The sequence below is a fragment of the Variovorax sp. UC74_104 genome (genome assembly GCF_044055375.1).
In the GTDB taxonomy this organism is placed as follows: Bacteria; Pseudomonadota; Gammaproteobacteria; order Burkholderiales; family Burkholderiaceae_C; genus Variovorax.
This window is the reverse complement of sequence record NZ_CP171978.1, coordinates 4348371-4373453: the sequence shown is the minus strand read 5'-3', so window position 1 is coordinate 4373453 and position 25083 is coordinate 4348371. Positions and strand designations below refer to the sequence as shown.

The 25083-nt window shown below is 66.7% G+C and carries 22 protein-coding genes, 1 tRNA gene and 1 pseudogene; 5 read left to right on the top strand and 19 right to left on the bottom strand.

The genetic code is table 11. From position 1 onward, the window contains the following. Positions 1-32 precede the first annotated feature (32 nt). Together ACHMXA_RS20540 and ACHMXA_RS20535 are read left to right on the top strand one after the other, a co-directional pair. Positions 33-1301 (top strand): aspartate kinase, encoded by a 1269-nt coding sequence (locus tag ACHMXA_RS20540; RefSeq protein WP_176666689.1) that lies wholly within the window; start codon positions 33-35, stop codon positions 1299-1301. Between the two features lie 27 nt (positions 1302-1328). Continuing rightward, a tRNA-Ser gene (locus ACHMXA_RS20535) sits at positions 1329-1421 on the top strand. Between the two features lie 96 nt (positions 1422-1517). Here ACHMXA_RS20535 and ACHMXA_RS20530 read toward each other — a convergent pair. After that, positions 1518-1733, bottom strand: coding sequence for a 4-oxalocrotonate tautomerase family protein (locus tag ACHMXA_RS20530; RefSeq protein WP_176666679.1), 216 nt, complete (start codon positions 1731-1733; stop codon positions 1518-1520). Between the two features lie 39 nt (positions 1734-1772). After that, positions 1773-2511, bottom strand: a pseudogene (locus tag ACHMXA_RS20525) (SDR family NAD(P)-dependent oxidoreductase). A gap of 142 nt (positions 2512-2653) precedes the next feature. Here ACHMXA_RS20525 and ACHMXA_RS20520 point away from each other — a divergent pair. Beyond that, positions 2654-3604: a LysR family transcriptional regulator gene (locus tag ACHMXA_RS20520; RefSeq protein ID WP_176666677.1), complete on the top strand. Its 951-nt coding sequence runs from the start codon at positions 2654-2656 to the stop codon at positions 3602-3604. A 23-nt stretch (positions 3605-3627) separates the two neighbouring features. On the opposite strand, the gene ileS is transcribed toward ACHMXA_RS20520, so the two are convergent. From ileS to ACHMXA_RS20465, 11 genes are all read right to left on the bottom strand, one after another. Beyond that, positions 3628-6417 carry an isoleucine--tRNA ligase gene (gene ileS, locus ACHMXA_RS20515; protein WP_176666676.1) on the bottom strand — a complete coding sequence of 930 codons (2790 nt, stop codon included), beginning with the start codon at positions 6415-6417 and terminating at the stop codon, positions 3628-3630. 76 nt (positions 6418-6493) lie between these two features. Beyond that, positions 6494-7858, bottom strand: coding sequence for an MFS transporter (locus ACHMXA_RS20510; protein WP_176666675.1), 1365 nt, complete (start codon positions 7856-7858; stop codon positions 6494-6496). Then, positions 7855-8994: an acetylornithine deacetylase gene (gene argE / locus ACHMXA_RS20505; protein ID WP_176666674.1), complete on the bottom strand. Its 1140-nt coding sequence runs from the start codon at positions 8992-8994 to the stop codon at positions 7855-7857. Before argE ends, ACHMXA_RS20510 begins: the two co-directional genes overlap by 4 nt. Continuing rightward, the gene (locus ACHMXA_RS20500) at positions 8991-10088 is read right to left on the bottom strand and encodes an amino acid dehydrogenase (protein ID WP_176666673.1); all 1098 of its coding nucleotides are present in this window, start codon (positions 10086-10088) and stop codon (positions 8991-8993) included. The genes argE and ACHMXA_RS20500 overlap by 4 nt, the downstream gene beginning before the upstream one ends. Positions 10089-10361: 273 nt before the next feature. Further along, positions 10362-11018: a Rieske 2Fe-2S domain-containing protein gene (locus ACHMXA_RS20495; RefSeq protein ID WP_176666672.1), complete on the bottom strand. Its 657-nt coding sequence runs from the start codon at positions 11016-11018 to the stop codon at positions 10362-10364. A gap of 10 nt (positions 11019-11028) precedes the next feature. Continuing rightward, positions 11029-11760 carry an alanyl-tRNA editing protein gene (locus ACHMXA_RS20490; RefSeq protein WP_176666671.1) on the bottom strand — a complete coding sequence of 244 codons (732 nt, stop codon included), beginning with the start codon at positions 11758-11760 and terminating at the stop codon, positions 11029-11031. Positions 11761-11819: 59 nt separating this feature from the next. After that, a complete protein-coding gene (locus tag ACHMXA_RS20485) occupies positions 11820-12740 on the bottom strand; it encodes a DMT family transporter (protein WP_176666670.1) in 921 nt (306 codons plus the stop codon). Between the two features lie 87 nt (positions 12741-12827). Then, positions 12828-13136: a DUF1330 domain-containing protein gene (locus tag ACHMXA_RS20480; RefSeq protein WP_176666669.1), complete on the bottom strand. Its 309-nt coding sequence runs from the start codon at positions 13134-13136 to the stop codon at positions 12828-12830. 70 nt (positions 13137-13206) lie between these two features. After that, positions 13207-14034 carry a hypothetical protein gene (locus ACHMXA_RS20475; protein ID WP_176666668.1) on the bottom strand — a complete coding sequence of 276 codons (828 nt, stop codon included), beginning with the start codon at positions 14032-14034 and terminating at the stop codon, positions 13207-13209. 68 nt (positions 14035-14102) lie between these two features. Further along, positions 14103-15095 (bottom strand): class I SAM-dependent methyltransferase, encoded by a 993-nt coding sequence (locus ACHMXA_RS20470; RefSeq protein WP_176666667.1) that lies wholly within the window; start codon positions 15093-15095, stop codon positions 14103-14105. Positions 15096-15382: 287 nt separating this feature from the next. Further along, entirely contained in the window at positions 15383-16222 is an 840-nt protein-coding gene (locus ACHMXA_RS20465) for an AraC family transcriptional regulator (protein ID WP_176666666.1), read from the bottom strand. 269 nt (positions 16223-16491) lie between these two features. Between ACHMXA_RS20465 and ACHMXA_RS20460 the strand changes: the two genes are divergently transcribed. Continuing rightward, positions 16492-18201, top strand: coding sequence for an acyl-CoA dehydrogenase family protein (locus ACHMXA_RS20460; protein ID WP_371132234.1), 1710 nt, complete (start codon positions 16492-16494; stop codon positions 18199-18201). Here ACHMXA_RS20460 and ACHMXA_RS20455 read toward each other — a convergent pair. Both ACHMXA_RS20455 and ACHMXA_RS20450 read right to left on the bottom strand, forming a co-directional pair. Then, the gene (locus ACHMXA_RS20455) at positions 18189-20132 is read right to left on the bottom strand and encodes an ATP-binding protein (protein ID WP_395316284.1); all 1944 of its coding nucleotides are present in this window, start codon (positions 20130-20132) and stop codon (positions 18189-18191) included. The two genes, ACHMXA_RS20460 and ACHMXA_RS20455, sit on opposite strands and share 13 nt — an antisense overlap. 102 nt (positions 20133-20234) lie before the next feature. Then, positions 20235-20579, bottom strand: a complete 345-nt coding sequence (locus ACHMXA_RS20450) for a c-type cytochrome (RefSeq protein WP_176666665.1) — start codon at positions 20577-20579, stop codon at positions 20235-20237. Positions 20580-20719: 140 nt separating this feature from the next. On the opposite strand from ACHMXA_RS20450, the gene ACHMXA_RS20445 reads away from it, so the two are divergent. Next, the gene (locus ACHMXA_RS20445; RefSeq protein ID WP_176666664.1) at positions 20720-21388 is read left to right on the top strand and encodes a hypothetical protein; all 669 of its coding nucleotides are present in this window, start codon (positions 20720-20722) and stop codon (positions 21386-21388) included. A gap of 42 nt (positions 21389-21430) precedes the next feature. Here ACHMXA_RS20445 and ACHMXA_RS20440 read toward each other — a convergent pair whose 3' ends face one another. The 4 genes from ACHMXA_RS20440 to ACHMXA_RS20425 form a co-directional block, all read right to left on the bottom strand. Beyond that, the gene (locus tag ACHMXA_RS20440) at positions 21431-22237 is read right to left on the bottom strand and encodes a PPK2 family polyphosphate kinase (protein ID WP_176666663.1); all 807 of its coding nucleotides are present in this window, start codon (positions 22235-22237) and stop codon (positions 21431-21433) included. A 64-nt stretch (positions 22238-22301) separates the two neighbouring features. Then, entirely contained in the window at positions 22302-22739 is a 438-nt protein-coding gene (locus tag ACHMXA_RS20435; protein ID WP_176666662.1) for an RNA-binding S4 domain-containing protein, read from the bottom strand. Between the two features lie 19 nt (positions 22740-22758). Then, positions 22759-24201, bottom strand: coding sequence for a sensor histidine kinase (locus ACHMXA_RS20430; protein ID WP_176666661.1), 1443 nt, complete (start codon positions 24199-24201; stop codon positions 22759-22761). A 76-nt stretch (positions 24202-24277) separates the two neighbouring features. Next, positions 24278-24961 (bottom strand): response regulator, encoded by a 684-nt coding sequence (locus ACHMXA_RS20425; protein WP_395316283.1) that lies wholly within the window; start codon positions 24959-24961, stop codon positions 24278-24280. Positions 24962-25083 lie beyond the last annotated feature (122 nt).

The following is a 25083-nucleotide window of genomic DNA, read 5'->3' as shown; positions in this document are numbered from 1 at the left end:
CAGCGGCCCTTTTCTTTTCTCTGATTTCACCCATGGCATTGATCGTTCACAAATACGGCGGTACGTCGATGGGCTCGACCGAGCGCATCAAGAATGTCGCCAAGCGTGTCGCCAAGTGGGCGCGCGCAGGCCACCAGATGATCGTGGTTCCGAGTGCCATGAGCGGCGAGACCAACCGCCTGCTCGGCCTGGCCAAGGAGCTGGCGCCCAGCAAACCCGGCGTGGCCCACAACCGCGAGCTCGACATGCTGGCTTCCACCGGCGAGCAGGCTTCGTCGGCGCTGCTGGCCATCGCGCTGCAGGCCGAGGGCGTCGAGGCCGTGAGCTACGCGGGCTGGCAGGTTTCGGTGCGCACCGACAACTCCTACACCAAGGCCCGTATCGAGAGCATCGACAACGAGCGCGTGATGGCCGACCTGAACGCCGGCAAGGTGGTGGTCATCACCGGCTTCCAGGGCGTCGACGACGACGGCAACATCACCACGCTGGGTCGCGGCGGCAGCGACACATCGGCCGTGGCCATCGCCGCGGCAATGAAGGCGAACGAATGCCTGATCTACACCGACGTCGACGGCGTGTACACGACCGATCCGCGCGTCGAGCCCGATGCGCGCCGCCTGACCACGGTGAGCTTCGAGGAAATGCTCGAAATGGCGAGCCTGGGCTCCAAGGTGCTGCAGATCCGCTCGGTGGAATTCGCCGGCAAGTACAAGGTGCCGCTGCGCGTGCTTTCGAGCTTCACGCCGTGGGACATCGACATCAATGAAGAGGCCAAGTCCGGCACGCTGATCACTTTCGAGGAAGACGAAAACATGGAACAAGCCGTCGTATCCGGCATCGCATTCAACCGCGACGAAGCCAAGATCTCGGTGCTCGGCGTGCCCGACAAGCCGGGCATCGCGTATCACATCCTCGGTGCCGTGGCCGACGCCAACATCGAAGTCGACGTGATCATCCAGAACCTCAGCAAGGACGGAAAGACCGACTTCAGCTTCACCGTTCACCGCAACGAGTACGCGAAGACGATCGACCTGCTGCAGTCGAAGGTGATGCCCTCGCTGGGCGCGACCGAAGTGGTCGGCGACACCAAGATCTGCAAGGTCAGCATCGTGGGCATCGGCATGCGCAGCCACGTGGGCGTTGCGAGCAAGATGTTCCGCGTGCTGAGCGAAGAGGGCATCAACATCCAGATGATCTCGACCAGCGAAATCAAGACTTCGGTCGTGATCGACGAAAAATATATGGAATTGGCAGTGCGCGCACTGCACAAAGCCTTCGATCTGGATCAGCCGGGCGCCTAAGTAGTGGCATAATCTCGGCTTCTTTCAGGAACTGTGACCGAGTGGCCGAAGGTGCTCCCCTGCTAAGGGAGTATGGGGTGTAGAGCCTCATCGAGGGTTCGAATCCCTCCGGTTCCGCCAAGTTGATGAAGCCCCGTCGATCGTTTGATCGACGGGGCTTTTTCTTTTGCCTCGCGGCGGATCGCGCAAGGCCTGAGCGCTGTGCGGCGTCGCCGCCTAACGACTGCCCGAAGCCTGGGCCTTGCGCATCTCGGTGGTGGTGATGCCGGCGAAACCCCAGTTGTCGGTGTCGATCTCCTCGATGGTGATGTGGGTCCACTCCGGAGGCTTGTGCAGTACGCGTTCCAGCGTCTCGGTGACTTCCTTGATCACTTGCGCCTTCTGCTCGGCGGTGTTGCCCTCGCGGGTGATGCGGATGCTGACGAATGGCATGGCGTCTTTCTCCTTTTGGCTTGCGAATGAAAAAGTGCCTCAGCGGCCTGCGCTGAAGCCGCCGTCGACCGGCAGCACCGTGCCGGTCACGAAGTCGGCCTCGACGAGGTAGAGCACCGCGTCCGCGATCTCGCGCACGCTCGCGATGCGATTGAGCGGCGCCAGCTTTGCCAGGAAGTCGTGCGACTGCGGCGCGTGCATCGGCGTATCGACCAGGCCCGGCGCGACGGCGTTGACGGTGACGCCGTGCGGTGCCAGCTCGAAGCGCCAGCGCACGCGTGGCGTCGTTGATGCCGCCCTTCAGCGCGACCGCCAGCAGCGCCGGCACACCGCTGTGCGGCTGCATCGCCAGCGCGGCCGTGATGTTGACGATCTTTCCCCGCTTGCGCTCGATCATGTGGCGGGCCGCCTCCTGCGATGCGTACAGCACGCCCTTCAGGTTGGTGGCGATCTGTTCCTCGATCTGTTCGGGCGTGAACTGCACGAAGGGCTGCGCGGCAAAGATGCCGGCGTTGTTCACCAGCACGTCCACCTTGCCGAAGCGGGCGATGGCTTGCTCGAAGACACTCTTCGCGGATTCGGGCCGGCCGGCGTCGCCCGCCACGGCGAGGAAGCGGTCTCCCGCATCCAGCGTGCGGGCCGCGGCCTGCAGGCGATCGGCGGAGCGGCCGGTGCCGACCACGTTGTAGCCCCGCTTCAGGAATGCCTCGGCCAGGCCCAGGCCGATGCCGCTGCTGGCGCCGGTGATGACGGCGGTGTTCTGTTCAGACTTGCTCATGAAGTACCTCGTAGTGGGTTGGGTTTCAGGGAGGCCGGCGGCTTTTTTCTGTGTGCCCACCGGTTGAGTGGGACTTTATTGACAACGTCAGGCGCAAAAAATAGGCTCCAGAGCACTTGTATTGATACATGGCGTAATGAATATGCACCGGCAATTCGACGACGTGCTGCTGGGCAGCATCGAGCTGTTCTGCCTTGCGGCGGAGTCGGGCAACTTCACGGCGGCAGCCAGCATCGCGGGCGTGACGCCCGCGGCGGTCAGCCGGTCGGTCTCGCGCCTCGAAAAGCGCCTGGGCGTGCGCCTGTTCGTGCGCTCCACGCGCAGCAGCCGCCTCACCGAGGCAGGCCGGGAATATTTCGAGCAATGCCGTGCCGCGCTCCAGCAACTGGTGGAGGCCGAGCGCAAGGTCACGGGCGAGCAGGTGCAGCCCAGCGGCACCATCCGCATCAGCGCGCCCACCACCTACGGCCACCACCGCCTGCTGCCGCTGCTGCCGGCGTTTCGCGCGCAGTACCCGCTGATCCGCGTGGAAGTGCACGTCAGCAACCGCAACATCGACTTCCGCGAAGAGAACTTCGACGTCGCCATCCGCCTGCGGGCCCAGCCCGATTCGACGATGGTGGCCCGGCACCTCGAAGACGCCGAACTGGTCGTCGTCGCCAGCCCCGGCTATCTCCAGCGCGCGGGCCGGCCTGCCACGCTCGCGGACCTGGCGCAGCACGAGTGCATCCAGTTCGACCTGCCCAGCAGCGGCAGGCAGATCGCCTGGCTGTTCATGGAGGACGGTCGCGAGAAGGAAGTCTTCTCCACGGGCCACTACAACTGCGCGGAAGACGTGCTCGCCGGCGTGACGCTGGCCAAGGCCGGCGCGGGGCTCTTCCAGGCCTATCGCTTCACGGTCGAGAAGGAGCTGGCCAGTGGCGAGCTGGTGGAACTGCTGCAGCCCTTCGGCGGGCGCTCACGCCCCGTCAGCCTGATGTATCCGCACGGCCGGCTGCTGCCTTCGCGGGTGCGGGCGTTCGTCGATTTCCTCGCGGAGCGCGGCCAAGGCGGTTCAGGCGGTTCAGGCGAGTCGTCGTCTGCCTCGTCCTGAGCAACGCGCCTGCCTCGCCCGCATCAGGCGCCCGACAGCTCCGGAAGACCGGCCAGCACCGTCGTGCACCGGCCGCAGAGCATTGCCTGTTCGGCATCGGCGTCGTCACGCACGGAGGCATCGTGCCGCCAGCACCGCATGCAGCGCAGCGAAGCGGTGCGCCTGACCTTGACGTCGACCCTCTCGGCTTCCTTCAAGGCCACGTCGGCAACGATGAAGATGGCCGGCAGCTCCGAACGAAGCATGGAAAGCGATTCGATGATTTCCGCGGGCGCCTCGATGACCACGCTCGCTTCCCCGGAGCGGCCGATGCTTCCGGATGAGCGGACATCCTCGATGGCCTTCATCACGCTCGGGCGGAGCTGTCTCGCGTGGCGCCAGAACCCGGCGGTTTCCGGATCGTCGGTAGCCGGCGGCACGGCCTCGTCCCAGGTGTGGAGGAACACGCTGTCTTCCCCGGACGATCCGCGCAGTACCGCCCACGCTTCCTCGGCCGTGAAGCTGAGGATGGGGGCTACGAGCAGCAGCAGGTTCTCCAGGATGATGTGCAGCGCGGTCTGCGCGGAGCGCCTTTCGCGGCTGTCGCGCGCGCTGGCGTACAGGCGGTCTTTCAGCACGTCGAGATAGAAGCCGCCAAGTTCGTCGGCGCAGTAGCCGTGAACGAGCCGCGTCACCGAGACGAAGTCGTAGTCGCCGTAGCCCTTGCGGCATTGCTGCGCCAGTTCGCGGCAACGGGCCAGCGCATGCCGGTCGACGCTTTCGAGACAGTCCAGGGGCACCCGGTCGGCGCCCGCATCGAAGTCCGACACGTTCAGCAGCAGGAAGCGGATCGTGTTGCGGATGCGCCGGTACATCTCGACGACGCGGTCCAGGATCTCTTCCGAGACGGAGATGTCCGTCGAATAGTCGGTGCTCGCGATCCACAGCCGAATGATCTCCGCGCCCCGCGTGCCGGCCACCTGCTGGGGGCTGACCGTGTTGCCCAGCGACTTGCTCATCTTCTTGCCGTTCCCGTCGACGGCGAAGCCATGCGTCAGCACGGCCTTGAACGGCGCGCGGCCGTCCGCCGCGCAGCCCGTCATGAGCGAGGAGCCGAACCAGCCCCTGTGCTGGTCGGAGCCCTCCAGGTACAGGTCCGCCGGATGGCCGTGCGCGTCGGGGCGGCGCGGGTCCCTGTAGACGGTTGCGTGGATTGAGCCGGAGTCGAACCACACGTCGAGGGTATCGGACAGCTTTTCGAACTCCGACTCATCCACGCCCAGGTCCGCGGGACTCAGCCGAGTCCAGGCGGAAATTCCTTCGCGCTCCACGCGCCGCGCCACTTCCTCGACGAGGCGCGAGGTCTCGGGGTGCAGCGAGTTGTCGCTGCGCCTGACGAAGAAGGCGAGGGGAACGCCCCACGCGCGCTGCCGCGAGACGCACCAGTCGGGCCGGCCGTCGATCATCGCTTCCATGCGCGAGCGGCCCGAGGCAGGGTAGAACGGCACGTTCCTGATCGCCTCGCGCGCGGTCTCGCGCAGCGTGCGCTCGTCGCCCTTCGCGGGATGGTCCATGGCAATGAACCATTGCGTCGTCGAGCGGAAGAGGATCGGCGTCTTGTGGCGCCAGCAATGGGGATACGAATGCTCGATGCGCTCCTGCCGCAGCAGCGAGCCGTCGGCCTTCAGCATTTCGAGAATGGCCTTGCTGCCTTCCTCGAGCGACATGCCGCCGATGGCGGGCAGGTTCGCCACGAAGCGGCCGGCACCGTCGATCACGTTGTCGCCGGTGATGCCCAGGCCGCGGCACAGCTCGAAGTCTTCCGCGCCGTGCGCCGGCGCGAGGTGGACGAGACCGGTGCCGGTGTCCAGCGAGACGAAGTCGGCCGCCACCATGGGCACTGCTGCGTCGTGCAGCGGATGCTTCAGCACGAGGCCGACCAGGTCGGCGCCGGGCACGACCGCGCAGAGCTCGTGCTCGACACCGAAGCCCTGCAGCAGCTTGCCGCCGGTTTCCGCCGCCATCACCAGCATGCCGTCGGGAGAGTCGTACAGGCCGTAGCTGGCCTGCGGGTCCAGGCCCACCGCCGCGTTGCCGGGCAGCGTCCACGGCGTCGTGGTCCAGATCACGACGCGCGCCGGCTTGCCGGCAACGTGAGCGCACTTGAAGCGCGACGCCAGATCGGCCGCGTCGACTGCCTTCATGCCGACGTACGCCGTCGTCGAGCGCTTGTTCGCGTATTCGAGCTCCGCCTCCGCCAATGCCGACTGGCAATCGACGCACCAGTTCACTGGCTTCTGGCCGCGAAACAGCAGGCCGCGCTGCCGGATGCAGTCGAGAAAGCGGATCTCGTTGGCCTCGGTTTCGAAATCCATCGTGCGAAAGGCGTTGTCCCAGTCGCCGAGAAGGCCCAGGCGCAGGAAGTCCTTCTTCTGGCTCTGCGTCTGCGAGTGCGCGTATTCGCGGCAAAGCTGCTGCACCTGCTCTGTCGGCAGGCCCCGGCCGTTCATCTGCTCGATGCGGTGCTCGATGGGCATGCCGTGGCAGTCCCAGCCGGGAATCCACTGCGCGTCGAAGCCGTCGAAGAAGCGGCTCTTGAAGACCATGTCCTTGAGCACCTTGTTCACCGCGTGCCCGATGTGGATGTCGCCGTTGGCATACGGCGGGCCGTCGTGCAGGATGAATGGCGGGCGTCCTGCCGCCGCGGCGCGCATCCGCTCGTAGATGCGCAGCCGCGCCCAGCGCTCGACCAGCGCCGGTTCGCGCCGGGGCAGGTCTCCCTTCATCGGGAACGAGGTCGTCAGCAGGTTCAGGGTGCTCTTTAGATCTGGCATGTGGCGTGGTGTTTTCTTTTTCGAGAGAGACGATTTGTCGATCGATTGATTGGTCGAGCGATCGGTAGCGTCGGCCTCAGTCCCTGTTGCGCAGGGCCGAGCCGGCGGCCAGCAGCGCGACCAGGCTGGCCGCCGCCGCGAACACCACGTACCAGGCGGGAGCGAGCGGATTCCCGGTCCGCGCGATCAGCGCCGTTGCAATGAACGGCGCGAAGCCTCCGAAGATCGTGACAGCGAAGTTGTAGGCAATGGAGAGGCCCGTGGACCTCACCTCCGGCGGATAGAGCTCGGCCATGGCGGCGGGCGCGGGGCCGGTGAAGCCGGCGATCAGCACCGCGAAGACCAGCAGCACGATGGTCAGGGTCGACGGGTTGGGCACGGCCGTGAGGAGCCACAGCGCCGGATAGGCCAGCACCAGGATCGCGGCCGCGAAGCCGATCAGCAGGGGCCTGCGGCCGATCCGGTCCGACAGCGCGCCGAAGAAGGGCGCCAGCACCACCAGCACCATCAGCCCCGCGCCGTTGGCCCACAGCGACACGCTCTGCGGCAGCTTCAGCGTGCGCACCGCGTAGGTCGGCATGTAGACGAGGAAGAAATACGTGCACACGGTCCACACGATGGTCACGCCGAAGCCGGCGATGATTTCCTTGCGGTAGGAGCCGAGCGCCCGTCTCAGCGGCGAGGCCTGGCTGTGCTGGCTCCGGGCCGCCGCCTTCGCCTGCACGAAGCTCTCCGACTCCTGGGTCCGGGTGCGGATGTACCAGCCCACCGGCCCGATGATCAGGCCGAACAGGAACGGAACTCGCCACCCCCACGCCTCGAGCTGCTCGGGCGTCAGCACGTCGGTGAGCGTCGCACCGAAGACCGAGCCCAGCAGCAGCGCGCCGGCCTGGCTCGCCTGCTGCCAGCTCGCGAAGTAACCCCTGCGGCCTTTGGGCGCGTGCTCGACGAGGAACGCCGTCGCGCCGCCGACCTCGCCGCCGGCGGAGAAGCCCTGGATCAGCCTTGCCAGCACGATCCATGCGGGCGCCCAGAGGCCCGCGTCGGCATAGGTCGGCGCGAAGCCGATCATGGCCGTGCCCAGCGCCATCAGCAGGATCGTGGTGGACAGCGCGGCCTTGCGCCCGCGCGAGTCGCCGAGCGCGCCCAGCACCACCGCGCCGATGGGCCGCATCACGAAGCCCACGCCAAAGGTTGCCACCGTCAGCAGCAGCGAGGAGGTCTCGTCGCCCGTGGGAAAGAAGAGCCTGGAAATGGTGAGCGCGAAGAAGCCGTAGACGGCGAAATCGAACCACTCCAGCGTGTTGCCGATGACCGCCGCAAGAATCGTCCGGCGCCTGGCGTCGCGGGTTTGCACGCCGTGCGCCACAGGGGCGCCGGGGGCGAGCGGAGAGAAGTTGCTGGTGGCGTCCGCCAGCGCGGCTGCGTCGATGTTTTTCATGCTGTCCTGAGGGTTGAAGTAAGACGGGCGGCCGGCTTGGCCAGCGCCCAGGCGCCGGCCGACTGCATGAAGCGGTCGGCCGCCTGCAGCTGCGACGCGGCGATCCATTCGTCCGGCTGGTGGGCCTGGGCGATGGAGCCCGGGCCGCACACCACGGTCGAGATGCCGACCTGCTGGAAGAAGCCGGCCTCGGTGCCGAAGGGCAGTTCCGCCTCGGGCCAGAGGGCGCCGAGCTCGCGCGCCACCGAGACGGCCGCGTCGTTGTCGCGCGCCGAGAGCGCTGGCACGCCGGCGACCTGCGAAGCCTCGACGGTGACGCCCGCGGGCAGGTCGGCCAGCGCTTCGCGGACCGTGCTGCGCACGAGCTCGGCTGTCGCCTCGTCCTTCGGGCGGAACTCCCAAAGCACCTCGCAGCAGCCCGGCACGATGTTGATTGCCGTGCCTCCGTCGATGCGGCCGATGTTGATGGTGGCTTCGCCGCCCTGGTCCGCCAGGCGACGCCGCAGCCCGGCCAGGCGGGTGACCAGGTACGCCGCCGGCTCGATCGCGCTGGCGCCGAGCGACGGGTCGCTCGAATGCGCGGGCAGCCCGGTGAAGACGGCCCGGTGCCCGAAGAAGCCGCGGTGCCTCACGCCGACCCGCATCCCGGTCGGCTCGCCGATGATGGCCAGCGCAGGCGCCGGCACCTGGGCCTTCAGCTGCTCCACGAGCTGCGGAACGCCGAGGCAGCCGATCTCCTCGTCGTAGGAGAAGGCGAGGTGGATCGGCCGGCGCAGCTGTTGCCGCCGCCATGCGGGCACGGCCGAGAGGCAGGCGGCGATGAAGCCCTTCATGTCCGCCGCGCCGCGGCCGTGGAAGCGGCCGTTGCGCTCGGCGAGCGCGAAGGGGCTCGACGTCCAGTTCTGGTCGGTCACGGGCACGACGTCGCTGTGCCCCGAGAGCACCATGCCGCCGGCAATGTCGGGGCCGATGCTGGCCAGCAGGTTCGCCTTTCGCCGGTCGTCGCTGTGCACGAGCTGCACCTTGACGCCGTGCCTCGAGAGGTAGTCGGCGATCCAGTGGATCAGGTCGAGATTGGAGCGATGCGAGGTCGTGTCGAAGGCCACCAGGGCGCGAAGGATCTCTATGGTGTTCATGCGACACGCTCTGCCAGGTTGTTGTTGCTGCCGCTGCTGCTTTGGATGCCGCCGGCGGCATGTCCGCCCAGCCGCTCCTGCACCAGCTGCATGGCCGCGGACTGGGTCGGCGTGCCGCTGCGGGAGGCGAGTTCGAAGATCCGGTGCAGCGTGGCGCCGATGCCCTGCACCTGCGCATCCACCTTGGCGGCATTGAAGCCCTCGTGCTCCGACGCCACGCGGATGAGGCCGCCCGCGTTGATCACGAAGTCGGGCGCGTACAGGATCTCCCTGTCGCGCAAATGCCTGCCGTGTTCGTCGCGCGCCAGCTGGTTGTTGGAGCCGCCGGCGATCACCCGGAACTTCATCTGCGGCAGGGTCCGGTCGTTCACGACGGCACCCATCGCGCAGGGCGCGAACACGTCGGCCTGCACGGCGTAGATCGCCTCGGGCTCCACCACCCGCGCGTCGAATTCGGCGGAAGCCTTGTGCGCGAGCGTAGCGTCGATGTCGGTCACCACCAGGTGCGCGCCCGCATCGGCGAGCAGCCGGCAGAGATTCCAGCCGACGTTGCCCAGGCCCTGCACGGCCACCGTCAGCCCGCACAGGTCGCGACCGAGCCGGTGCTCAACACTGGCCACGATGCCGTGGTAGACACCCAACGCCGTGGTCGGCGAAGGATCACCCGTGCCGCCCAGTGCCTCCGGCAGGCCGACCACGTGCCGCGTGCTCTGCCGCACCCAGGCGAAGTCGTCGACGGTGGTGCCCACGTCCTCGGCAGTGATGTAGCGGCCGCCGAGGCGGTTGACCGCCACGCCCATGGCCCGCAGCAGCTCGGGCGTCTTGTTCTTGCGCGGATCGCCAAGGATCACCGACTTGCCGCCGCCCAGGCCCAGCCCCGCTGCAGCGGCTTTGAAGGTCATGCCGCGCGACAGCCGCAGCACGTCGCGCAGGGCGGAGGCTTCGTCGGCATACGGATACATCCGGCAGCCGCCGAGCGCCGGCCCGAGCCGCGTGCTGTGGATGGCGATGATGGCCCGCAGCCCGACCTTGTCATCGGATATGAAAACGACCTGCTCGTGGTCCGCGAAAGACTCGGTGGAGAAAACTGTCATCTGGTGCTTCTTGGAATTCGTGTGAACGAGTGCGGACCGGCTTCGATGCAAGGCCGCCGCTCAATGCCTGCGAAAGCAGGCTAGGAACAGCAACAGGCGACGCAGGCGTAGTAGCAGCTCCACCGGACGGACGTCGAGATCCATGCCCGATAGAGGAAGGACTTCAGTGCTTGCTTGGCGAAATGATTGCGTCATGTGTAGGCCTCGCTTTGAGGTGCAGCATGACAGGTGGATTCGCCGCGATATTGGCGAAAATTTCCGCCCCGATGGGGATCAGGCGGCAGATGAGGGAAGAGGGCTTGTCTCGCTGCCGAAGCCAATTCCCGAGAGAAGCCTTTGGTACTCGGAGAGTCCGAGATTTCTCAGCGATTGATGATTTTCAGGTTCGACGATTCCGCTTCCGTCGCGAAATTCGAAAATCATCGACTCAGCGAAGTATTCGCTGGAAAGTTTGAATGGCGAGTCCGGAGTTCCATCGGGAACCTCCGTTCCTTCCTCCGGAATCAGGCAGGTCCAGACAAGGCCGTGCCGTTCGATTGCCGGGAACATCGTGACGCTGAAGCAATCCGCCGTCTTCGGCGCGAGCTTCTCCGGCACCTTCGTGCACTGGCCGTCGGAACCGAACCGCAGGCCGTGATAGGCGCAGACGAGTTCCCCGCCTTCGATGCGGCCGCCGCTCAGCGGCAGCCCGCGATGCGGGCACATGTCGCGGCCGACGCGGATGCCGTCGGGCATCCGGTAGACGACAAGACGCAGGCCCAGCACCACCACCTGCCTGGGCCTGGCGAGCGCATCGTCTGCGCGGCAGACCGGGAACCACTGCCTGGCCAGAACGGGCCAGTCCTGCTCGGAGTAGGTGCAGTTCGAGGGCAGGAAGCCCTCGGGCAAAGGGCGGAAGGAGCCTGCCTCCCGAGGTGCTTCGGCCTGCATGTCCTGCCGCCTAGGCTTGCTTGAGCAGGCCGATGCGGATCCGGCGGTTGTGCTGTCCCTTGTTCTCGATCTTCAGGATGCGCAGCGGTGACGATTGGGAGGTTTTCACGAGATGCGTTCCGCCGCAGGCCTGCCGGTCGAGGCCCACGATCTCGATGATGCGCGTGGTGCCATCGTCTTGCGGAGGCGGCGCGACCGAGCGGCTGCGCAGCACGCCCGGCTCGCGCGACAGCGCCGCGGAATCGAGGTAGACCGCGTTCACGTGCAGGCCATCGGAGATCAGGCTGTTGAGCTCCGGTTCGAGCTTGCGCAGTTCGTTGTTGTCGACCGCGGGCAGGTCGAAGTCGATGCGGGCCGTGCCGTCGGCCGCCATCTGCACGCCCGTGACCAGCGAGCCCTCGAAGCGCTGGTAGACCAGGGCGTTGAGGATGTGCAGGCCGGTGTGCAGCTGGCTCATCATGAAGCGGAAGTCGTGGTCGACGCTGGCGACCACCTTGTCGGCGGGGGCCTTGCCGATGTCCGCTTCGTCGAAGACGTGCCAGGCATTCTTGCCCTCCATCTCGATGCGGTCGATCTTCACCGTGCTGCCGTTCCATTGCAGCGTGCCGCGATCCGCCAGTTGCCCGCCGCCGCCCGGATAGAAGTAGGACTTGTCGAGAAGAACTGCGTTCGGCCGGCGCGCGATGACGTCGGCTTCGAACTGGAGGCGGTCGGGTTCGATGTGGCAAAGATACTGGGACATGAATTCCTCGGGTTGTGCGGAATGCGGGGTTGCTTGGATGCTTGCTTGCGGGTTGCTGCTCAGGAGAAACGCCGGGCCGTCACGATGCCGGCCAGGATCACCACGGCTCCCACGAACTCGGTGACGCTCAGGTACTCGTGGAAGAGGTAGGCGCCGAACACCGTTGCGATGACGGGCTGTATCAGCAGCGTGATCGACGACATCGCGGCCGGCAGCTTGGCCAGCGCATAGGCGATGAGGCCCTGGCCGCCGACGTGCGACACCACGGCGAGCGCCACCAGCATCAGCACGCCGTGCAGCGTGTGCGGCACCAGCGATTCGCCGCGCAGCAGCGTGATAGGCAGCAGCACGATGAAGGTGCCGACGCTGCTCCATGCCATGACCGTCATCGTCCGGTAGTTGGAGCGCACGAGGCTGACCGCCAGCAGATACGAGCCGTAGAAGACGGCAGTGAGCAGCCCCAGCAGGTTGCCCGCCATGTAGCTGGAGCCGAAGTCGAGCCTGTGGCCTATGAGGATGAACGCGCCGGTCAGCGCGAACAGCATGCCGAACAGGAAGCCCCGCTTGAACCTCTTGCCGAGAAAGATCCTGGAGCCGAGCACCACGAAGATGGGCGCCAGGTTGGCCAGCAGGTTCGAGTTGGCCAGCGTGGTCAGCGTCATCGACCAGTGATAGAGCGCGAGGTTTCCCGAGAAGATGAAACCCACGAGGATGAGCTTGAAGGGAATGCCCGGCGTGGATTGCCGCGCGGATTGCTGCCCGCCCGCCGGCGCCGGCTCGGCCCTGGCCGCGAGCATGTCGAGCAGGAAGAAGATCGGGATGGCGAGTGCGACCCGGTAGACCGCGCTGGCCGTCGGAGGCAGTTCGCTGTGGCGCAGGAAGACGCCCCCCAATGCCAATGCCGCCGCGCCCAATAGCAGCGCGACGAAAGAGAAGAAGCTGCTCTTCGATGCAGCCGGTAGTGCGATGGTTGTCGTCATGTTCTGTTCGATACGACCGGGTCTCCATCGGCCGTATCGCTCGGTTTGTGTGAATGATCTGGAGGACAGACATGGCGAGGACGGAAGCTAGGGCCGTAGGGGCTCTTCGAATCCTTCGATCACCATGAGCTGCATGTCGACCGCTGCGTCTTTTCGCAACCCTCTTGCGTGGGTGTATTCGGGCGACTCGTAGAACTTCCTCGCCGCGTCCGCGGTCTTGAACTCGACAAGAACCACGCGCCTGTCGTCGTGAGCGCCTTCAAGGTGCATGCGCTCGCCTCCCCGTGTCAGGAACCTGCCGCCGAACTTCTCGACGATGCCGGGCGTGAGTTGCTTGTATTGGTTGTACTGGTCCGGATTCACGATGGACATCCGGCCGATCAGATAGGCGACCATGTGGCTACCCGACTCGCTTCGGTGAATGAATGCTGTGTCCGAGCGCGCAGAAGATGCCGTCGGGCCGCCGTTAGACGTAGGCCACCTTGCGCTGCTGCTGGGCCTGCGCCGCGACGCCGGACTGCAGCAGCGCCGCGTCCAGGATGTCCCAGAGGCCCGTCAGCGAATCGAGGAAGTCGTCTGCGCCTTCGATGACCAGGTGCGCGTATTCGGTCTTCAGCGCGAGCTCGACCGCGGTGCGTGCGTTCTGCTCGTGGTGCTGCTCGGCGCCGACTTCGCCCCAGTGCTCCAGCAGGTAGTGCATCTCGGGCACTTCGAGATCGGCGTTGTAGATGCCGCTGTCCACCAGGCAGTACTTCTCGCCGGGAATCAGCTGCTGGTTCGAGATCATCTCCAGCGCCAGCGTGGTGCCGAGGTTGCGGTAAGTGTTCTCGATGTCCGTCAGCTTGCGGTGGTCGAACACGCCGATGGCCTTGCGGACCTGCGTGGTCAGGCCGGTCTCCATGTCGTAGCCGGGCAGGGAGCCGAGCAGCTGGTCGGAGAAGGCCTTCAGCTTCGCCTCGACCTTCTCCTGGTTGTAGAGGTCCGCGAAGACGGGCTGTTCGGCCGACTGGTTGACGATGTAGCCGGCCATCGTGGCCAGTTCGGGGCCGTGGCCCGATTCGCTCTCGACGATTTCCTCGAGCAGCTCGCTTTGCCTGTGCAGCCCGTGCGTCTTCAGGGCTTCGGGGAAGTTCCACCCCGGACGGGTCGACGCACAGAAGCTCTGGATCTGGTGGAAAAGGGCCCCGACGACGGGCGGCTCCGGCTCGACCTTCGCCCAATTCTTGAAAATCGGGTGCGAATAGCAACGATGACTTTTAACTCTTTCGACCAGATCGGAAATGGTAACGCTCATTTCTTTCTCCTAATTACGGTTGGTTAAAAAATGCCATGAGGAAAAAATTGACGGATGAATTGCTTTGATTACTTGCTTGCCATCAGCATGCGCCCTCCAGGGTGATCGAGTACTTCGATCCGCACATTGGAAAATCCCGCGCGGAACAATTTTTCAGTCCATTCCTCTTCGCTCAGAAGACGCCTGGACATGAAATGGTTGTGCAGATGGTTGAATGCCGCCGCAAACGGCTTTTCCCAATTCGACTGGGCGACCGGAATTGCGTCGACGATGATCAGCGTGCCCTTGATGGCGTAGGTGCAGCAGGCGCGCAGCAATGCGTCGAGCGTCGCTTCTTCGGCCGGAAGCAAGTCGTGCATGACGAAGCCGGCGTGGATGATGTCGGCGTCCTTGATGAGCGACGCGTCTTCCACGAGCACCTGGATGGGGGCCGTCACGAACTGCAGCCGGTCGCTCATGCCGGCGTCCTTGGCGGCCTGGACGGCCTGCTCGGTGGCCGATGCGCTCAGGTCGATGCCCACGCCCGTGGAGCCGGGGATCTTGCGCAGCATGCGGATCAGGAAGCCGCCCGAGCCCGATCCAAGATCCACGATTTTCCTTGGTGCCATCGCGACGATGGCGTTCTCCGGCTGGGGATAGAAGGACTTTTCCCCCATCCACTTCGACGTGCGGGCCACCAGGCCGCCGCTGCGCGGGTACTTGGCCTGCGCCTCCTCGTTGCGTTCCGAGAATTCCTTGGCGTTGTTGATCAGCGGCGCGCATGCGCGAAGCGCCCACGAGAGATATCCGACCTCGTTGATCAGCTCGTCGAAATTGCTGCCGACCTTGTAGGTTGCCGGAGTCTTTGTGCCGAGGTCCTCGATGATGCCGGCCTTGCTCAGCGAATCGAGGTAGGCCGAAATGACGGATTCCTTTATGCCGCAGGAGCGCGATGCCGATTCCGCATCCACGACGGGCGATTTCTGCAGGAATTCGATGACTCCGTATTCAGCGCCTATTTCCAGCAGGATTGCAGAACCTGCGAGGGAAGAACCAGTAATGCCGCGATCGACGTTTTGCATGGGTCACCTGTGGGTTGAATGCTATTGAAAACGAACTGATTACTTTGCAATGGCCGAAACCATTTAGTTGCACGATAGTCAGGGGGCCGGAGGCCGTATTGGTAAAAATTGCGGCACAGCAGCAAGAGGCAAAAAAGAGCTGGCCGAAAGAATTCGGCCGAGGTGCCAGGGCAGGCGCGCGCGGGTAAAGCCGACCCGGCGCGGTCATGCCGCGCGGGGTGGTATGGGGAAAGTGGAGGCCCCGGCTCGTACCGCGGGGCGAGTCAGGCTCTCGGCCTTTCAGTCCCTCAGTTGATCCGCGCGCGGACGTACTGCAGGGGCGTCATGCCGAAGGTGCGCTTGAAGTGCCGGGTGAGGGCGCTCTGGTCGTAGAAGCCGCTCGCCACCGCGGCCTCGATCAGCGGGCGGCCCGCGGTGAGAAGACCGATAGCGGCCCTCAGCCGCAGCTGCGTCAGGTACATGTGCGGGGTCAGGCCGATCGTGCGGTTGAACGCGCCGATCAGCTGGAAGGGCGTGAGGTCGGCCGCGGCCGCCATCTGCTCGAGGGTCAGGCGCTCCGCGAAGGCATCGCGCAGCAGCTCCAGCACCGGCGCGAGCACGCTCGCATCCGCCGGCACCGGAAGCACGCGCTGGCCGGGCTGCGCGTGGTTCTGGAAGAGCGTGCCGAAGCTGTGGACGAAGAGCTCCTGCTGCCGCAGCGGGTCCCATTGGCCGCTGTCTCCGTCGAAGGCCCGATGCAACTCCAGGAAGCAGGCGATGAGTTCCGGGTCGTCGTAGATGTTGGAACCAAAGTACCGAGTCTGGTCGATGCCCAGCGTGCTCATCAGGTGCCTGATGCCCGGGTCGGCCAGGTAGAGCGCCCTGTATCGCCACCGGTTGCTTCCGCCCATGCGGCCCGAGTGGGGCTCCGAAGGGTTGAAGACCAGCAGAGCCTGTTGATCGGCGATGCCCGTGCGGCCGCGGCTCTTGAATTCCGCGCCTCCGACCTCGGTGACCGCGATCACGAAGGAATGGTGCACGTGCGGCGCGTATTCGTGCGTGGTGAAGTCGGCGTGCAGCATGTCCATGCCGGGGATGCCGGATGCATGCCAGTAGCGCGACGTGTTCAGAGGGTCCAGCTTGGCCAACGAAAACCTCCGTTTGGATCAGCGGTTGCAACGCACCCTTCGTTCAACCGGTCGATGGCACCTGAATGGTGAGCAAGGCCGTCTCTTTCCGGTGATTACAGCGCGATCTTGGGTGAAGCGGGGAGCTTCCGGTCGCTGCGGCTCGTTTCAAGCAAACGCTATGCCATTTTGCGGGCCGCCCGCATTGCCCCGGGAAAGATCAGATTCACGAATCGCGGCGAATGATTCACCATGCTTCGCGGCGCAAAGCCATTCCATGGAGATCTTTCATGAACATGCCTCTCGAGAGCACAGAACTGGCGTTTCAGTTTTCGCTGGCCGACGGCGTCGAAACGCACAAGGTATTCAACCAGGCCGAGCCATGCATCGGCCACAACGCGTTCACGGGCGACGTTGCTCTACGGGAACTAACCAGGAAGCATGCACCGTGGAGCATTCCGAACGCGACGGCCGTCGGTGCATTGGCAGGCGACGAGCAGGTGCAGGATCTCGCGCGACTGGCCAACGAGCACAACCCGCAACTGCGTACGCACGACCGCTTCGGCAACAGGCTGGACTGGGTCGAGTTCCATCCCGCGTGGCACCAGCTGATGAGCCTGGCCTTCGCGCATGGCGTGCCCGGCCTCGCATGGACGACCACGGAGCGCTCGGGCCATTTCGCGCGCGCGGTGCTGAGCTATCTGTGGAACCAGGTCGAGAACGGCACGGGCTGCCCGACCGGCATGGCGTATGCGGCCTGCGCCGGCTTCGAAGGGCGGCCGGAATTCGCGCCGTGGAGAGAGAAGACGCTCTCGGGCCGGTACGACCCGCGACGCCTGCCTCTGTCGCAGAAGACCGGCGCGGTGATCGGCTATGCCATGACCGAGAAGCAGGGCGGTTCCGACCTGCGCCAGACGCAGACCACCGCGGCCTTCGTCGGCACCGACAACGGTGTGCAGGTCTACAGCATCACGGGCCACAAGTGGTTCTTCTCGGTGCCGACTTCCGATGGCTTCTACACGCTGGCCCGGACGCAATCGGGCGTGAGCTGCCTCTTCGTTCCGCGCTTCCTGCCGGACGGCAGCGCCAACCGCGTCGCGGTGCAGCGCCTCAAGGACAAGTGCGGCAACCGCTCCAACGCATCGAGCGAGGTCGAGTTCAACAAGACCTGGGCGATGCTGGTCGGCGAAGAAGGGCGCGGCATCCGCGAGATCCTCACGCACGCGCATCTGACGCGGCTCGACTTCGCCGTCGGCTCTGCCGGCCTCATGCGGCAGGCGCTGACGCTGGCCATAGGCCACGCATCGACGCGCGACGGCTTCGGCCGCCGCATGGCCGACCTGCCGATGCAGACCAACGTGCTTGCCGACCTCGCGCTCGAAAGCGAGGCGGCCATGCTGTCGGCGATGCGCGTCGCGCGCGCGACCGACGGCATGGCGTCTGACGAACGCGAGCGGCTTCTGGCCCGCGTGGCGACGCCGGTGGTCAAGTACTGGAACTGCCAGCGCGCGGCCTACTTCGTCTACGAGGCATTGCAGGTCCACGGCGGCAACGGCTTCATCATGGAGAACCCGATCGCGCGGCTGTATCGCGAGGCGCCGCTCAACTCGATCTGGGAAGGCACCACCAACATGATGTGCATGGACGTGGTGCGCGCGCTCGGACGCGAGAAGGGGGCGCTCGAAGTCTTCCTGGACGAGGTTTCGCCTCCGCAGGCGGCTGGCGATGCGGCGCACGCGAAGTTCATTGCGAAACTGCGCGACGACCTTGCGGGAGGAGCCATCGACGAGGGCAACTCGCGCGCCATCGTGACGCGCATGGCCCTCGCGCTGCAGGCGAGCGAGATGCTCAGGCACGGCGACGGCGCGGTCGCCCGGCGCTTCATCGAATCGCGCCTGGGCGGACGGCACGCCGGCGTGATGGGCACGCTGGCAGACGGCGCCGATCTGCGCGAGATCGTCTCGCGCGCCGAAGTGGCGCCCGTGCCTCAGGCCGCTTGAGCCTCGCGCCGCAGCGGCAGCCACAGCACGAAGCGCGTCCCCGTCGGCAGGGATTCCCAGTCGACGGTGCCGCGGATCGAATGCGCGCGCCGCCGCTGGTTCTGCAGGCCCCGGCCCGAGGACGCGGCCATGGCCTTGGCGACGTCGAAGCCCTGTCCGTTGTCCTCGATGGTCACGCGCACGCCCGCGCCGTCGAGCGAGGTGGCCACGCGGATCTCGGTCGCGCGCGTGTGGCGCAGGATGTTCGAGATGCTCTCCTGCACGATGCGCAGGATGTGCAGCGCGCTCGACGGATCGAGCCATTCCAGCGCGGGCAGCTCCTGCACTTCCCAGCGCAGCGAGACGCCGGTGCCTTCGAGGCGCGGCTCCAGCCGGTAGCGCAGCGTGGCCAGCAGCAGGAGCACGTCGGCCTCCACCGGCTCCAGCGAATCGAGCGTGAGCTTCAGGTCGTCCAGGCAGCTCTTGAGGATCTGCGAGACCTTGTCGTCGCTCATGCCGCCGCCTTCGACCGAGCGGATGGCGCTGATCAGCGAGGAGCCCAGCCCGTCGTGCATGTCCTGCATCAGCCGCTGGCGCTCGTCGCTGATGGTCTGCCGGCGCTCGATCTCGCGCAGCCGGCGGTGGCTGTCTTCCAGCTCGGCCTCGCGCTTGTGCAGGCGCTGCGCGAGGCTCGCGTTGAGTTCCTCGACTTCGCCGATCGCATGGATGTAGCGGCGGTACATCAGCACGCCGAACACGCTGAAGGTGACGGCGTTGGTGTACGCGCCCAGATACCAGCCCTCGGGGCTGATGAAATTGTTCTGCAGCAGCCAGTCGGTGATGCCCAGCAGCACGCAGGCGCCGATGCCGGCCGCGACCAGCCTTCCCTCGGTGGAGCGGCGCCAGGCGCTGACGGCACCCACAAGGCAGACCGCCGTGCCCATGAGCGCCGCCACCGCGTAGATCAGCGGCGTCACCTGCGGCGTGTTCTGCACGATCGCCAGCCCGGGGATCGTGACGATGCCGATGGCCGTCGTCGTCGCGACCACGCCGCGGGTGAGCCACACGAGCTGCCGCCCATGCAGCTGCCGCAGGAAGAAGTGCACGACCATCACCAGCCAGAAGAGCGAGTTGACGGTCAGCCATGCGAACCAGTCGTTGAGGACCGGCAGGCTCACGTAGAAGTGCAGCCCCCGCATGAAGGACGTGGCCGCGAGGTTGAAGAACAGCAGATAGCCCGTTTCGTCGCGGCGCCTGAACCACACGAAGAGCGCGAACACGCCCACCGCCATGAACGCCGCGCCGAGCATCGCGGGCAACTCCTGCTGCAGCCACTGGCGCATGCCGTGGCGGCCCCGCAGCGCATCGACAGGGCCGATCCACAGCGAGGACAGCGCCACCTGGGCGCCGCGGGTGTGCTCCAGGCGCAGCAGGATCTCGGCCGGCGGGCCGTTGCCGCCGGCGCCGTGGTCGTCGAGCTGAACCCAAAGCGGCGTGCGGGTGCTGTTCCACAGCGGGCCCGACTGCTGCGCGCGATGGACCAGCTGGCCATCGACATAGACCGCGATGGTGCCGTCGGTCTTGATGCGCGCGCCGTACAGCGCCAGCGGGCCGGAGCTGGCCGGCAGGCCGCGGGTGCCGAGCCTGATCCAGGTGGTGCGCGTGGTGCTGGTGGAAGTGTTCTCGGCCTGGCGCAGCAGCGCGATCGGCAGGGCCAGGGGCAGTTCGACCTTCTTCCAGTTCCGCGGCAGGGCGCTGCTGTCCTGCCGGGGCGGCGGCGTGCTGAAGCCCGATGCATCCTCGACTTGCCAATCGGCGTGCGTCATGTGCAGCAGCGCGTCGGACTGCCGTACGCCGGTCGCCCCGACCAGGTAGGCGCCGACGATGCCCAGCAGTGCCATCGAGAGAACGAGCACCACGTGGGCGAAGAAGGGTGCGGGGCGGTAGTTCAAGGAAGGCTGCAAAGTGCCGCGGCCGAAGCGGGGGCGGAGGTTTGTGTAACCTATTTTCTCACTTTGTTACCAGCCGGGCGAGCTTGCGCCCCGGGATGGGCCTCAGCGCGGTGTGGGTTGCGACAGGATCCATTGCGCGAGCGCCTGCGCGTCGGCCTGGGAAACCTGTGTCTGCCGCGGCATGATCACGCGGCCCCAGGTGCCGACGCTGCCGTTGCGGATCTTCCCGGCCAGCCGCGTTGCGGCTTCGCCGTCGCCGCGGTAGCGCTCGGCGATCTGCGCGAAACCCGGACCCACCTGCTTGTGGACCAGGCCGTGGCAGGCCATGCAGGCATTCCTGCGCGCCAGGTCGGCCGGCGTCTGCGCCGTCGCGCAGAAGGGGTGGAGGGCCATCACGCAGCCGGTGAGGAACGGGAAAAGGAGCTTGCCGGGAGTCTGGATCTTCATTTGTGGCGGGGCTTGCGCCCGGCATGGTCGCATGCCGCGCCGGCGGGGGCAGTCGTCGTGCATTCACGACAAGACGATTCAAGAGTAACTATATGTATGGTTAAATCCGCGCAACTATCGCGAAGAAGACGAGGGATTGCATGAAGCTGTTGCTGAGCATTGCGTTTGCCGCCGTGGCCCTGGCCGGTTGCGCCAGCGCTCCGGTCACCCCCACGGAGCCCGGAACGGGCACGGGCACTTCCTATGTGCCGATGGTCGCCATGGAAGGCGTCGACAAGGTGCGCTACGACAACGACGTGGCCGACTGCCGCACCGCCGCCACCCGCATTTCGGCCCGCAGCGAAACCGGCGACGCCATGTGGGGCGCGCTGGGCGTGGGGCTGATCACCGTGTACGGGCAGGGCATCGTGGCCGCGGCCTCGTACACCGGCATCACCGCGGCCATCATCGACTGGAACGGCCGCCCCAGCTCGGAACTCATCGCCGAGCACCAGCAGATCGCCGTCGTGCATTGCATGGCCAAGCGCGGCTATCGCAATCTCGACCCGAACGTGCGCGACACCTTCTACGGCAACACCTTCGATCCGGGCGTGATCGTCAAGCCGCGCCGCACGGGCGTCGACACCTACAACGTCGAAACGCTGGCCAAGGCCGGCCGCTGCAACCTGCAGCCGCGCGCCGAGCTCACGGCCAAGGGCCCCGGCTACGAAACCTACAACGTGCCTTGCGACAACGGCGGCACCTGGGCGGTGCGCTGCGAGTTCGGCAAGTGCCGCGTGCTGGCGCAGGCCGTCATCCGCCGCTCCTGAGCCTGAACCCCGGGCCGGGCCGCTCCGCCGGCCCCGGGCTCGTCACTTGACGATCATTCCCTTGAGCGCCGGGTCCGGCGGCGGCGGCTTGAGCTTCATCTGGCGCATCGTCTTCACCAGCAGCCGGGCGATCATCACGTTGCGGTGCCGCTTGCTGTTGGCGGGCACCACGTACCAGGGCGCATGTTCCGTCGACGTGGCGGCCAGTGCGTTCTGGTAGGCCTGCTGGTAGGCGTCCCACTTGGTGCGCACTTCCAGGTCGTCCATGCTGAACTTCCATTGCTTGCCGGGCGTGTCGATGCGCGCCTGCAGGCGCTCGCGCTGCTCGTCCTTGTCGATGTGCAGCATGCACTTGACGACCACCGTGCCGGTCTCGGTGAGCAGCCGCTCGAAGTCGTTGATCTGCGCGTAGCGGCGCTTGGCCTCGGCCTTGTCGATCCAGCCTTCGACCACGGGCACCAGCACGTCCTCGTAGTGGCTGCGGTTCCACACCATGATCTCGCCGGTGCGCGGCACCACGGCGTGGCAGCGCCAGAGGTAGTCTCGCGCGCGCTCGTCCACGGTCGGCGCCTTGAAGGCGGTCACGCGCACGCCCAGCGGCGAGGTGCGCGAGAACACCCAGCGCACGGTGCCGTCCTTGCCGCTGGTGTCCATGCCCTGCAGCACCAGCAGCAGCTTGCGCCGGCCTTCGGCATTCAGCAGGTCCTGCAGCTCGTCGAGTTCCACCGCCAGCGCATCGACCTCGGCGCGCTGCGTGGCTTCGTCGCCTTCGCAGAAGGGCGTGTCGCCGGGGTCGACGTGCGAGAGCTTGAACTTGCCGCCGACGCGGTATTTCTTGAAGCTGGCCATGAAGCGGGACTCCGTGAAGAACAACGAAGCCGACAGCGTAAGCGATCGATCCGGCGGCCTGCCGTCAGCGCTCGTCGTCCTCGGGCGGCAGCGAGGCGCTCCAGCGGCTGTCCCAATCGGTGTGCCGGCGCACCGCGCCGTCGAGCTCGCGCCGGTCGCGCTTGGTGGGGCGGCCCTGCTCGATGGCCAGTGCCGGCTCGATGCCCGCGCGGCGCATTTCCCTGAAGGCAGCCTGCGCCGCCAGGCTCTCGGCCGTTTCCTCGTAGAGATGCTGCGCCACCGGCGCCGGCCCGCGCTGGCCGCTGAGGCCGCGCACCGTCACCGTGCGCGTCAGCGGGCCCATGCGCATCGCGACGGTGTCGCCCGCCTTGACCTCGCGCGAGGCCTTGGCGATGTCTCCGTTCACCTGCACGCGGTTCTTGCCGATTTCCTCCGCGGCCAGCGAGCGCGTCTTGAAGAAGCGGGCGGCCCAGAGCCATTTGTCGATGCGCAGACGGTCCATGAAAGTCGAGGAGTGGAGGTCAGGCATTGTGCCGCGACGGCGCCGGCTGCGGCGGCGCGAGCGGAAGGCGCACGACGGCGTCCAGCCCAACGACTCGCTCGCTGCCGTCGGGGGCGATGCGGTTGTCCAGGCTGATGCTCCCTCCCAGCGCCAGCACGATCTCGCGGCAGATCGCCAGCCCCAGCCCCGAGCCGCTGGAGGTGCTGCCCGCCGAGAAGGGCGCGAACAGGCGCTGGCGAAGCTCGGGCGAGATGCCGGGGCCGCCGTCGCGCACGACGAGCACGGCGTCGGGGCCCTCCGCGCGCACCGCCACCGACAGCGCGGCGCCCGGCGGGCTTTGCTTGATCGCGTTGTGCAGCAGGTTGCGCGTGAGTTCGTGCAGCATCCACTGGTGGGCGCGCACCGGCACGGGCTCGTCGATGGCGAGCTCGAAGTCGAGCGCCTTGTCGGCCACCAGCGGCGACAGGTCGAGCGCGATGTTGCGCGCCACCTCGGCGAAATCGAGCGTCACCGATTCCGGCTGCTGGCGCAGCTGTTCCACCTTGGCCAGCGACAGCATCTGGTTGGCGAGCGTGGTCGCGCGATCCACGGTGCCGCTGATCTCGTGCAGCGCCTGTTCGGGGGCCACGTCGCCGCGCTGCGCCGACTGCACCTGCGCCTTGAGCACCGCCAGCGGCGTGCGCAGCTGGTGGGCGCTGTCGCGCACGAAGCGCTTCTGGTGGTCGAGCAGGCGCTGCAGCCGGCCCATGACCTGCGTGGTGGCGTCGATCAGCGGGCGCAGTTCGCGCGGCGCGTCGGGCGCGTCGATGGGCGAGAAGTCGTCGGCCTGGCGCCTCCCGATGGCCTCGCCCAGTTCGCGCACCGGCCGCGTGGCGCGCTGCACCACGAACACCGTGACCAGCGCGATCACGCCCATCAGCAGCAGCTGGCGCCACAGCGTGTCGATGAGCAGCTTGCGCGCGAGCGTCTCGCGGATCTCCAGCGTCTCGGCTACCTGCACCACGGCCATGCCGCGGCCGGTGGCGCTGGCCACCGGCTGGAGCAGCACCGCCACGCGCACTGGCTGGTTGCGGAACTGCGCGTCGTAGAAGTCGACCAGGGCCGCGTAGGCGCTGCGGTCGGGGATGCGGCCGCGCCAGAAGGGCAGCTCGGCAAAGCCCGAGATCATCTCGCCGTCGAGCGCCGAGACCCGGTAGAAGAGCCGGCTACGGTTGTCGGCCTCGAAGGCCTCCAGCGCGGAGTAGGGCACGATGGCGCGCAGCCGCGCCATGTCGTCGTAGCCTTCCACGTCGAGCTGCTCGCCGATGGTCTTGGCCGACGCCAGCAGCGTGCGGTCGTAGGCTGTGGTGGCCGCCGCCAAGCTCTGGCGGTACAGGCTCACGCTGTTGATCACGATGAACACCGCCACCGGCGCGAGGATGCCGAGCAGCAGCCGCGCGCGCAACGAGATCGCGCGGGTCATCGAACGGGCTTGCAGGCGTTGCCCCCTGCAAGGGGGTTGGCGAAGCGACACGGAGTGCGCGCAGCCTGGGGGTGAGTCATGTCTCGGGGCGCAGCAGGTAGCCCAGCCCGCGCATCGTCATCAGCACGGCACCGGTGCCCGCCAGCTTCTTGCGCAGCCGGTACACCACCACCTCGATGGCCTCGTACTGCACGTCGGTCTCGCCCGGGAACACCAGCTCGAAGAGGCGCTCCTTGGTCACGGCGTGGCCGGGCTTCATCATCAGCGCCTTCAGCAGCGCCAGCTCGCGCGGGGTGAGCTCGAGCAGTTCGGCGCGGTTGTAGATGGCGCCGTTGTCGGGCTCGAAGCGCAGGCCGCCGATCTCCTGCGGGTTCAGGCCCGCGTCCGGCCCGGTGGCGCCGTGGCTGCGCCGGCGCAGTGCGCGGATGCGGGCTTCCAGCTCGTCGAGGTCGAAGGGCTTGGGCAGGTAGTCGTCGGCACCGGCGTTCAGGCCGACGATGCGGTCGCCCACCGTGCCGCGCGCGGTCAGCAGCAGCACCGGCGTGCGCAGGCCCTCGGCGCGGGCCTGGGCCAGCACCTGCAGGCCGTCGACGTTGGGCAGGCTCAGGTCCAGGGCGACCACGTCGGGCTCGATGGCGCGCCACTGCGAGACGGCCTCGGCACCGTCGCCGCAGACGCGCACGTCGATGCGGCGGCGCCCGAGGGTGCGCTGCAGGGTGATTTGCATCGTGGGGTCGTCTTCGACCAGCAGCAGCTTCATACGTGGGGCTTCGGGGTGCGTACTTTGGTGTTTTCCCCAGTCTGGCGGACAGCCAACTGACAGCGGGGCGGCGCATGATAGCGCTCAGCTACAAGTCAGCTTCCTTTCAAGTTCCTTCCAAT

Excerpts from the sequence above, each read along its gene's own strand:
- ACHMXA_RS20540 (WP_176666689.1), top strand. The coding sequence starts at position 33 with ATGGCATTGATCGTTCACAAATACGGCGGTACGTCGATGGGCTCGACC.
- ACHMXA_RS20530 (WP_176666679.1), bottom strand. The coding sequence starts at position 1,733 with ATGCCATTCGTCAGCATCCGCATCACCCGCGAGGGCAACACCGCCGAG.
- ACHMXA_RS20520 (WP_176666677.1), top strand. The coding sequence starts at position 2,654 with ATGCACCGGCAATTCGACGACGTGCTGCTGGGCAGCATCGAGCTGTTC.
- ileS (WP_176666676.1), bottom strand. The coding sequence starts at position 6,417 with ATGCCAGATCTAAAGAGCACCCTGAACCTGCTGACGACCTCGTTCCCG.
- ACHMXA_RS20510 (WP_176666675.1), bottom strand. The coding sequence starts at position 7,858 with ATGAAAAACATCGACGCAGCCGCGCTGGCGGACGCCACCAGCAACTTC.
- argE (WP_176666674.1), bottom strand. The coding sequence starts at position 8,994 with ATGAACACCATAGAGATCCTTCGCGCCCTGGTGGCCTTCGACACGACC.
- ACHMXA_RS20500 (WP_176666673.1), bottom strand. The coding sequence starts at position 10,088 with ATGACAGTTTTCTCCACCGAGTCTTTCGCGGACCACGAGCAGGTCGTT.
- ACHMXA_RS20495 (WP_176666672.1), bottom strand. The coding sequence starts at position 11,018 with ATGCAGGCCGAAGCACCTCGGGAGGCAGGCTCCTTCCGCCCTTTGCCC.
- ACHMXA_RS20490 (WP_176666671.1), bottom strand. The coding sequence starts at position 11,760 with ATGTCCCAGTATCTTTGCCACATCGAACCCGACCGCCTCCAGTTCGAA.
- ACHMXA_RS20485 (WP_176666670.1), bottom strand. The coding sequence starts at position 12,740 with ATGACGACAACCATCGCACTACCGGCTGCATCGAAGAGCAGCTTCTTC.
- ACHMXA_RS20480 (WP_176666669.1), bottom strand. The coding sequence starts at position 13,136 with ATGGTCGCCTATCTGATCGGCCGGATGTCCATCGTGAATCCGGACCAG.
- ACHMXA_RS20475 (WP_176666668.1), bottom strand. The coding sequence starts at position 14,034 with ATGAGCGTTACCATTTCCGATCTGGTCGAAAGAGTTAAAAGTCATCGT.
- ACHMXA_RS20470 (WP_176666667.1), bottom strand. The coding sequence starts at position 15,095 with ATGCAAAACGTCGATCGCGGCATTACTGGTTCTTCCCTCGCAGGTTCT.
- ACHMXA_RS20460 (WP_371132234.1), top strand. The coding sequence starts at position 16,492 with ATGAACATGCCTCTCGAGAGCACAGAACTGGCGTTTCAGTTTTCGCTG.
- ACHMXA_RS20450 (WP_176666665.1), bottom strand. The coding sequence starts at position 20,579 with ATGAAGATCCAGACTCCCGGCAAGCTCCTTTTCCCGTTCCTCACCGGC.
- ACHMXA_RS20445 (WP_176666664.1), top strand. The coding sequence starts at position 20,720 with ATGAAGCTGTTGCTGAGCATTGCGTTTGCCGCCGTGGCCCTGGCCGGT.
- ACHMXA_RS20440 (WP_176666663.1), bottom strand. The coding sequence starts at position 22,237 with ATGGCCAGCTTCAAGAAATACCGCGTCGGCGGCAAGTTCAAGCTCTCG.
- ACHMXA_RS20435 (WP_176666662.1), bottom strand. The coding sequence starts at position 22,739 with ATGGACCGTCTGCGCATCGACAAATGGCTCTGGGCCGCCCGCTTCTTC.
- ACHMXA_RS20430 (WP_176666661.1), bottom strand. The coding sequence starts at position 24,201 with ATGACCCGCGCGATCTCGTTGCGCGCGCGGCTGCTGCTCGGCATCCTC.
- ACHMXA_RS20425 (WP_395316283.1), bottom strand. The coding sequence starts at position 24,961 with ATGAAGCTGCTGCTGGTCGAAGACGACCCCACGATGCAAATCACCCTG.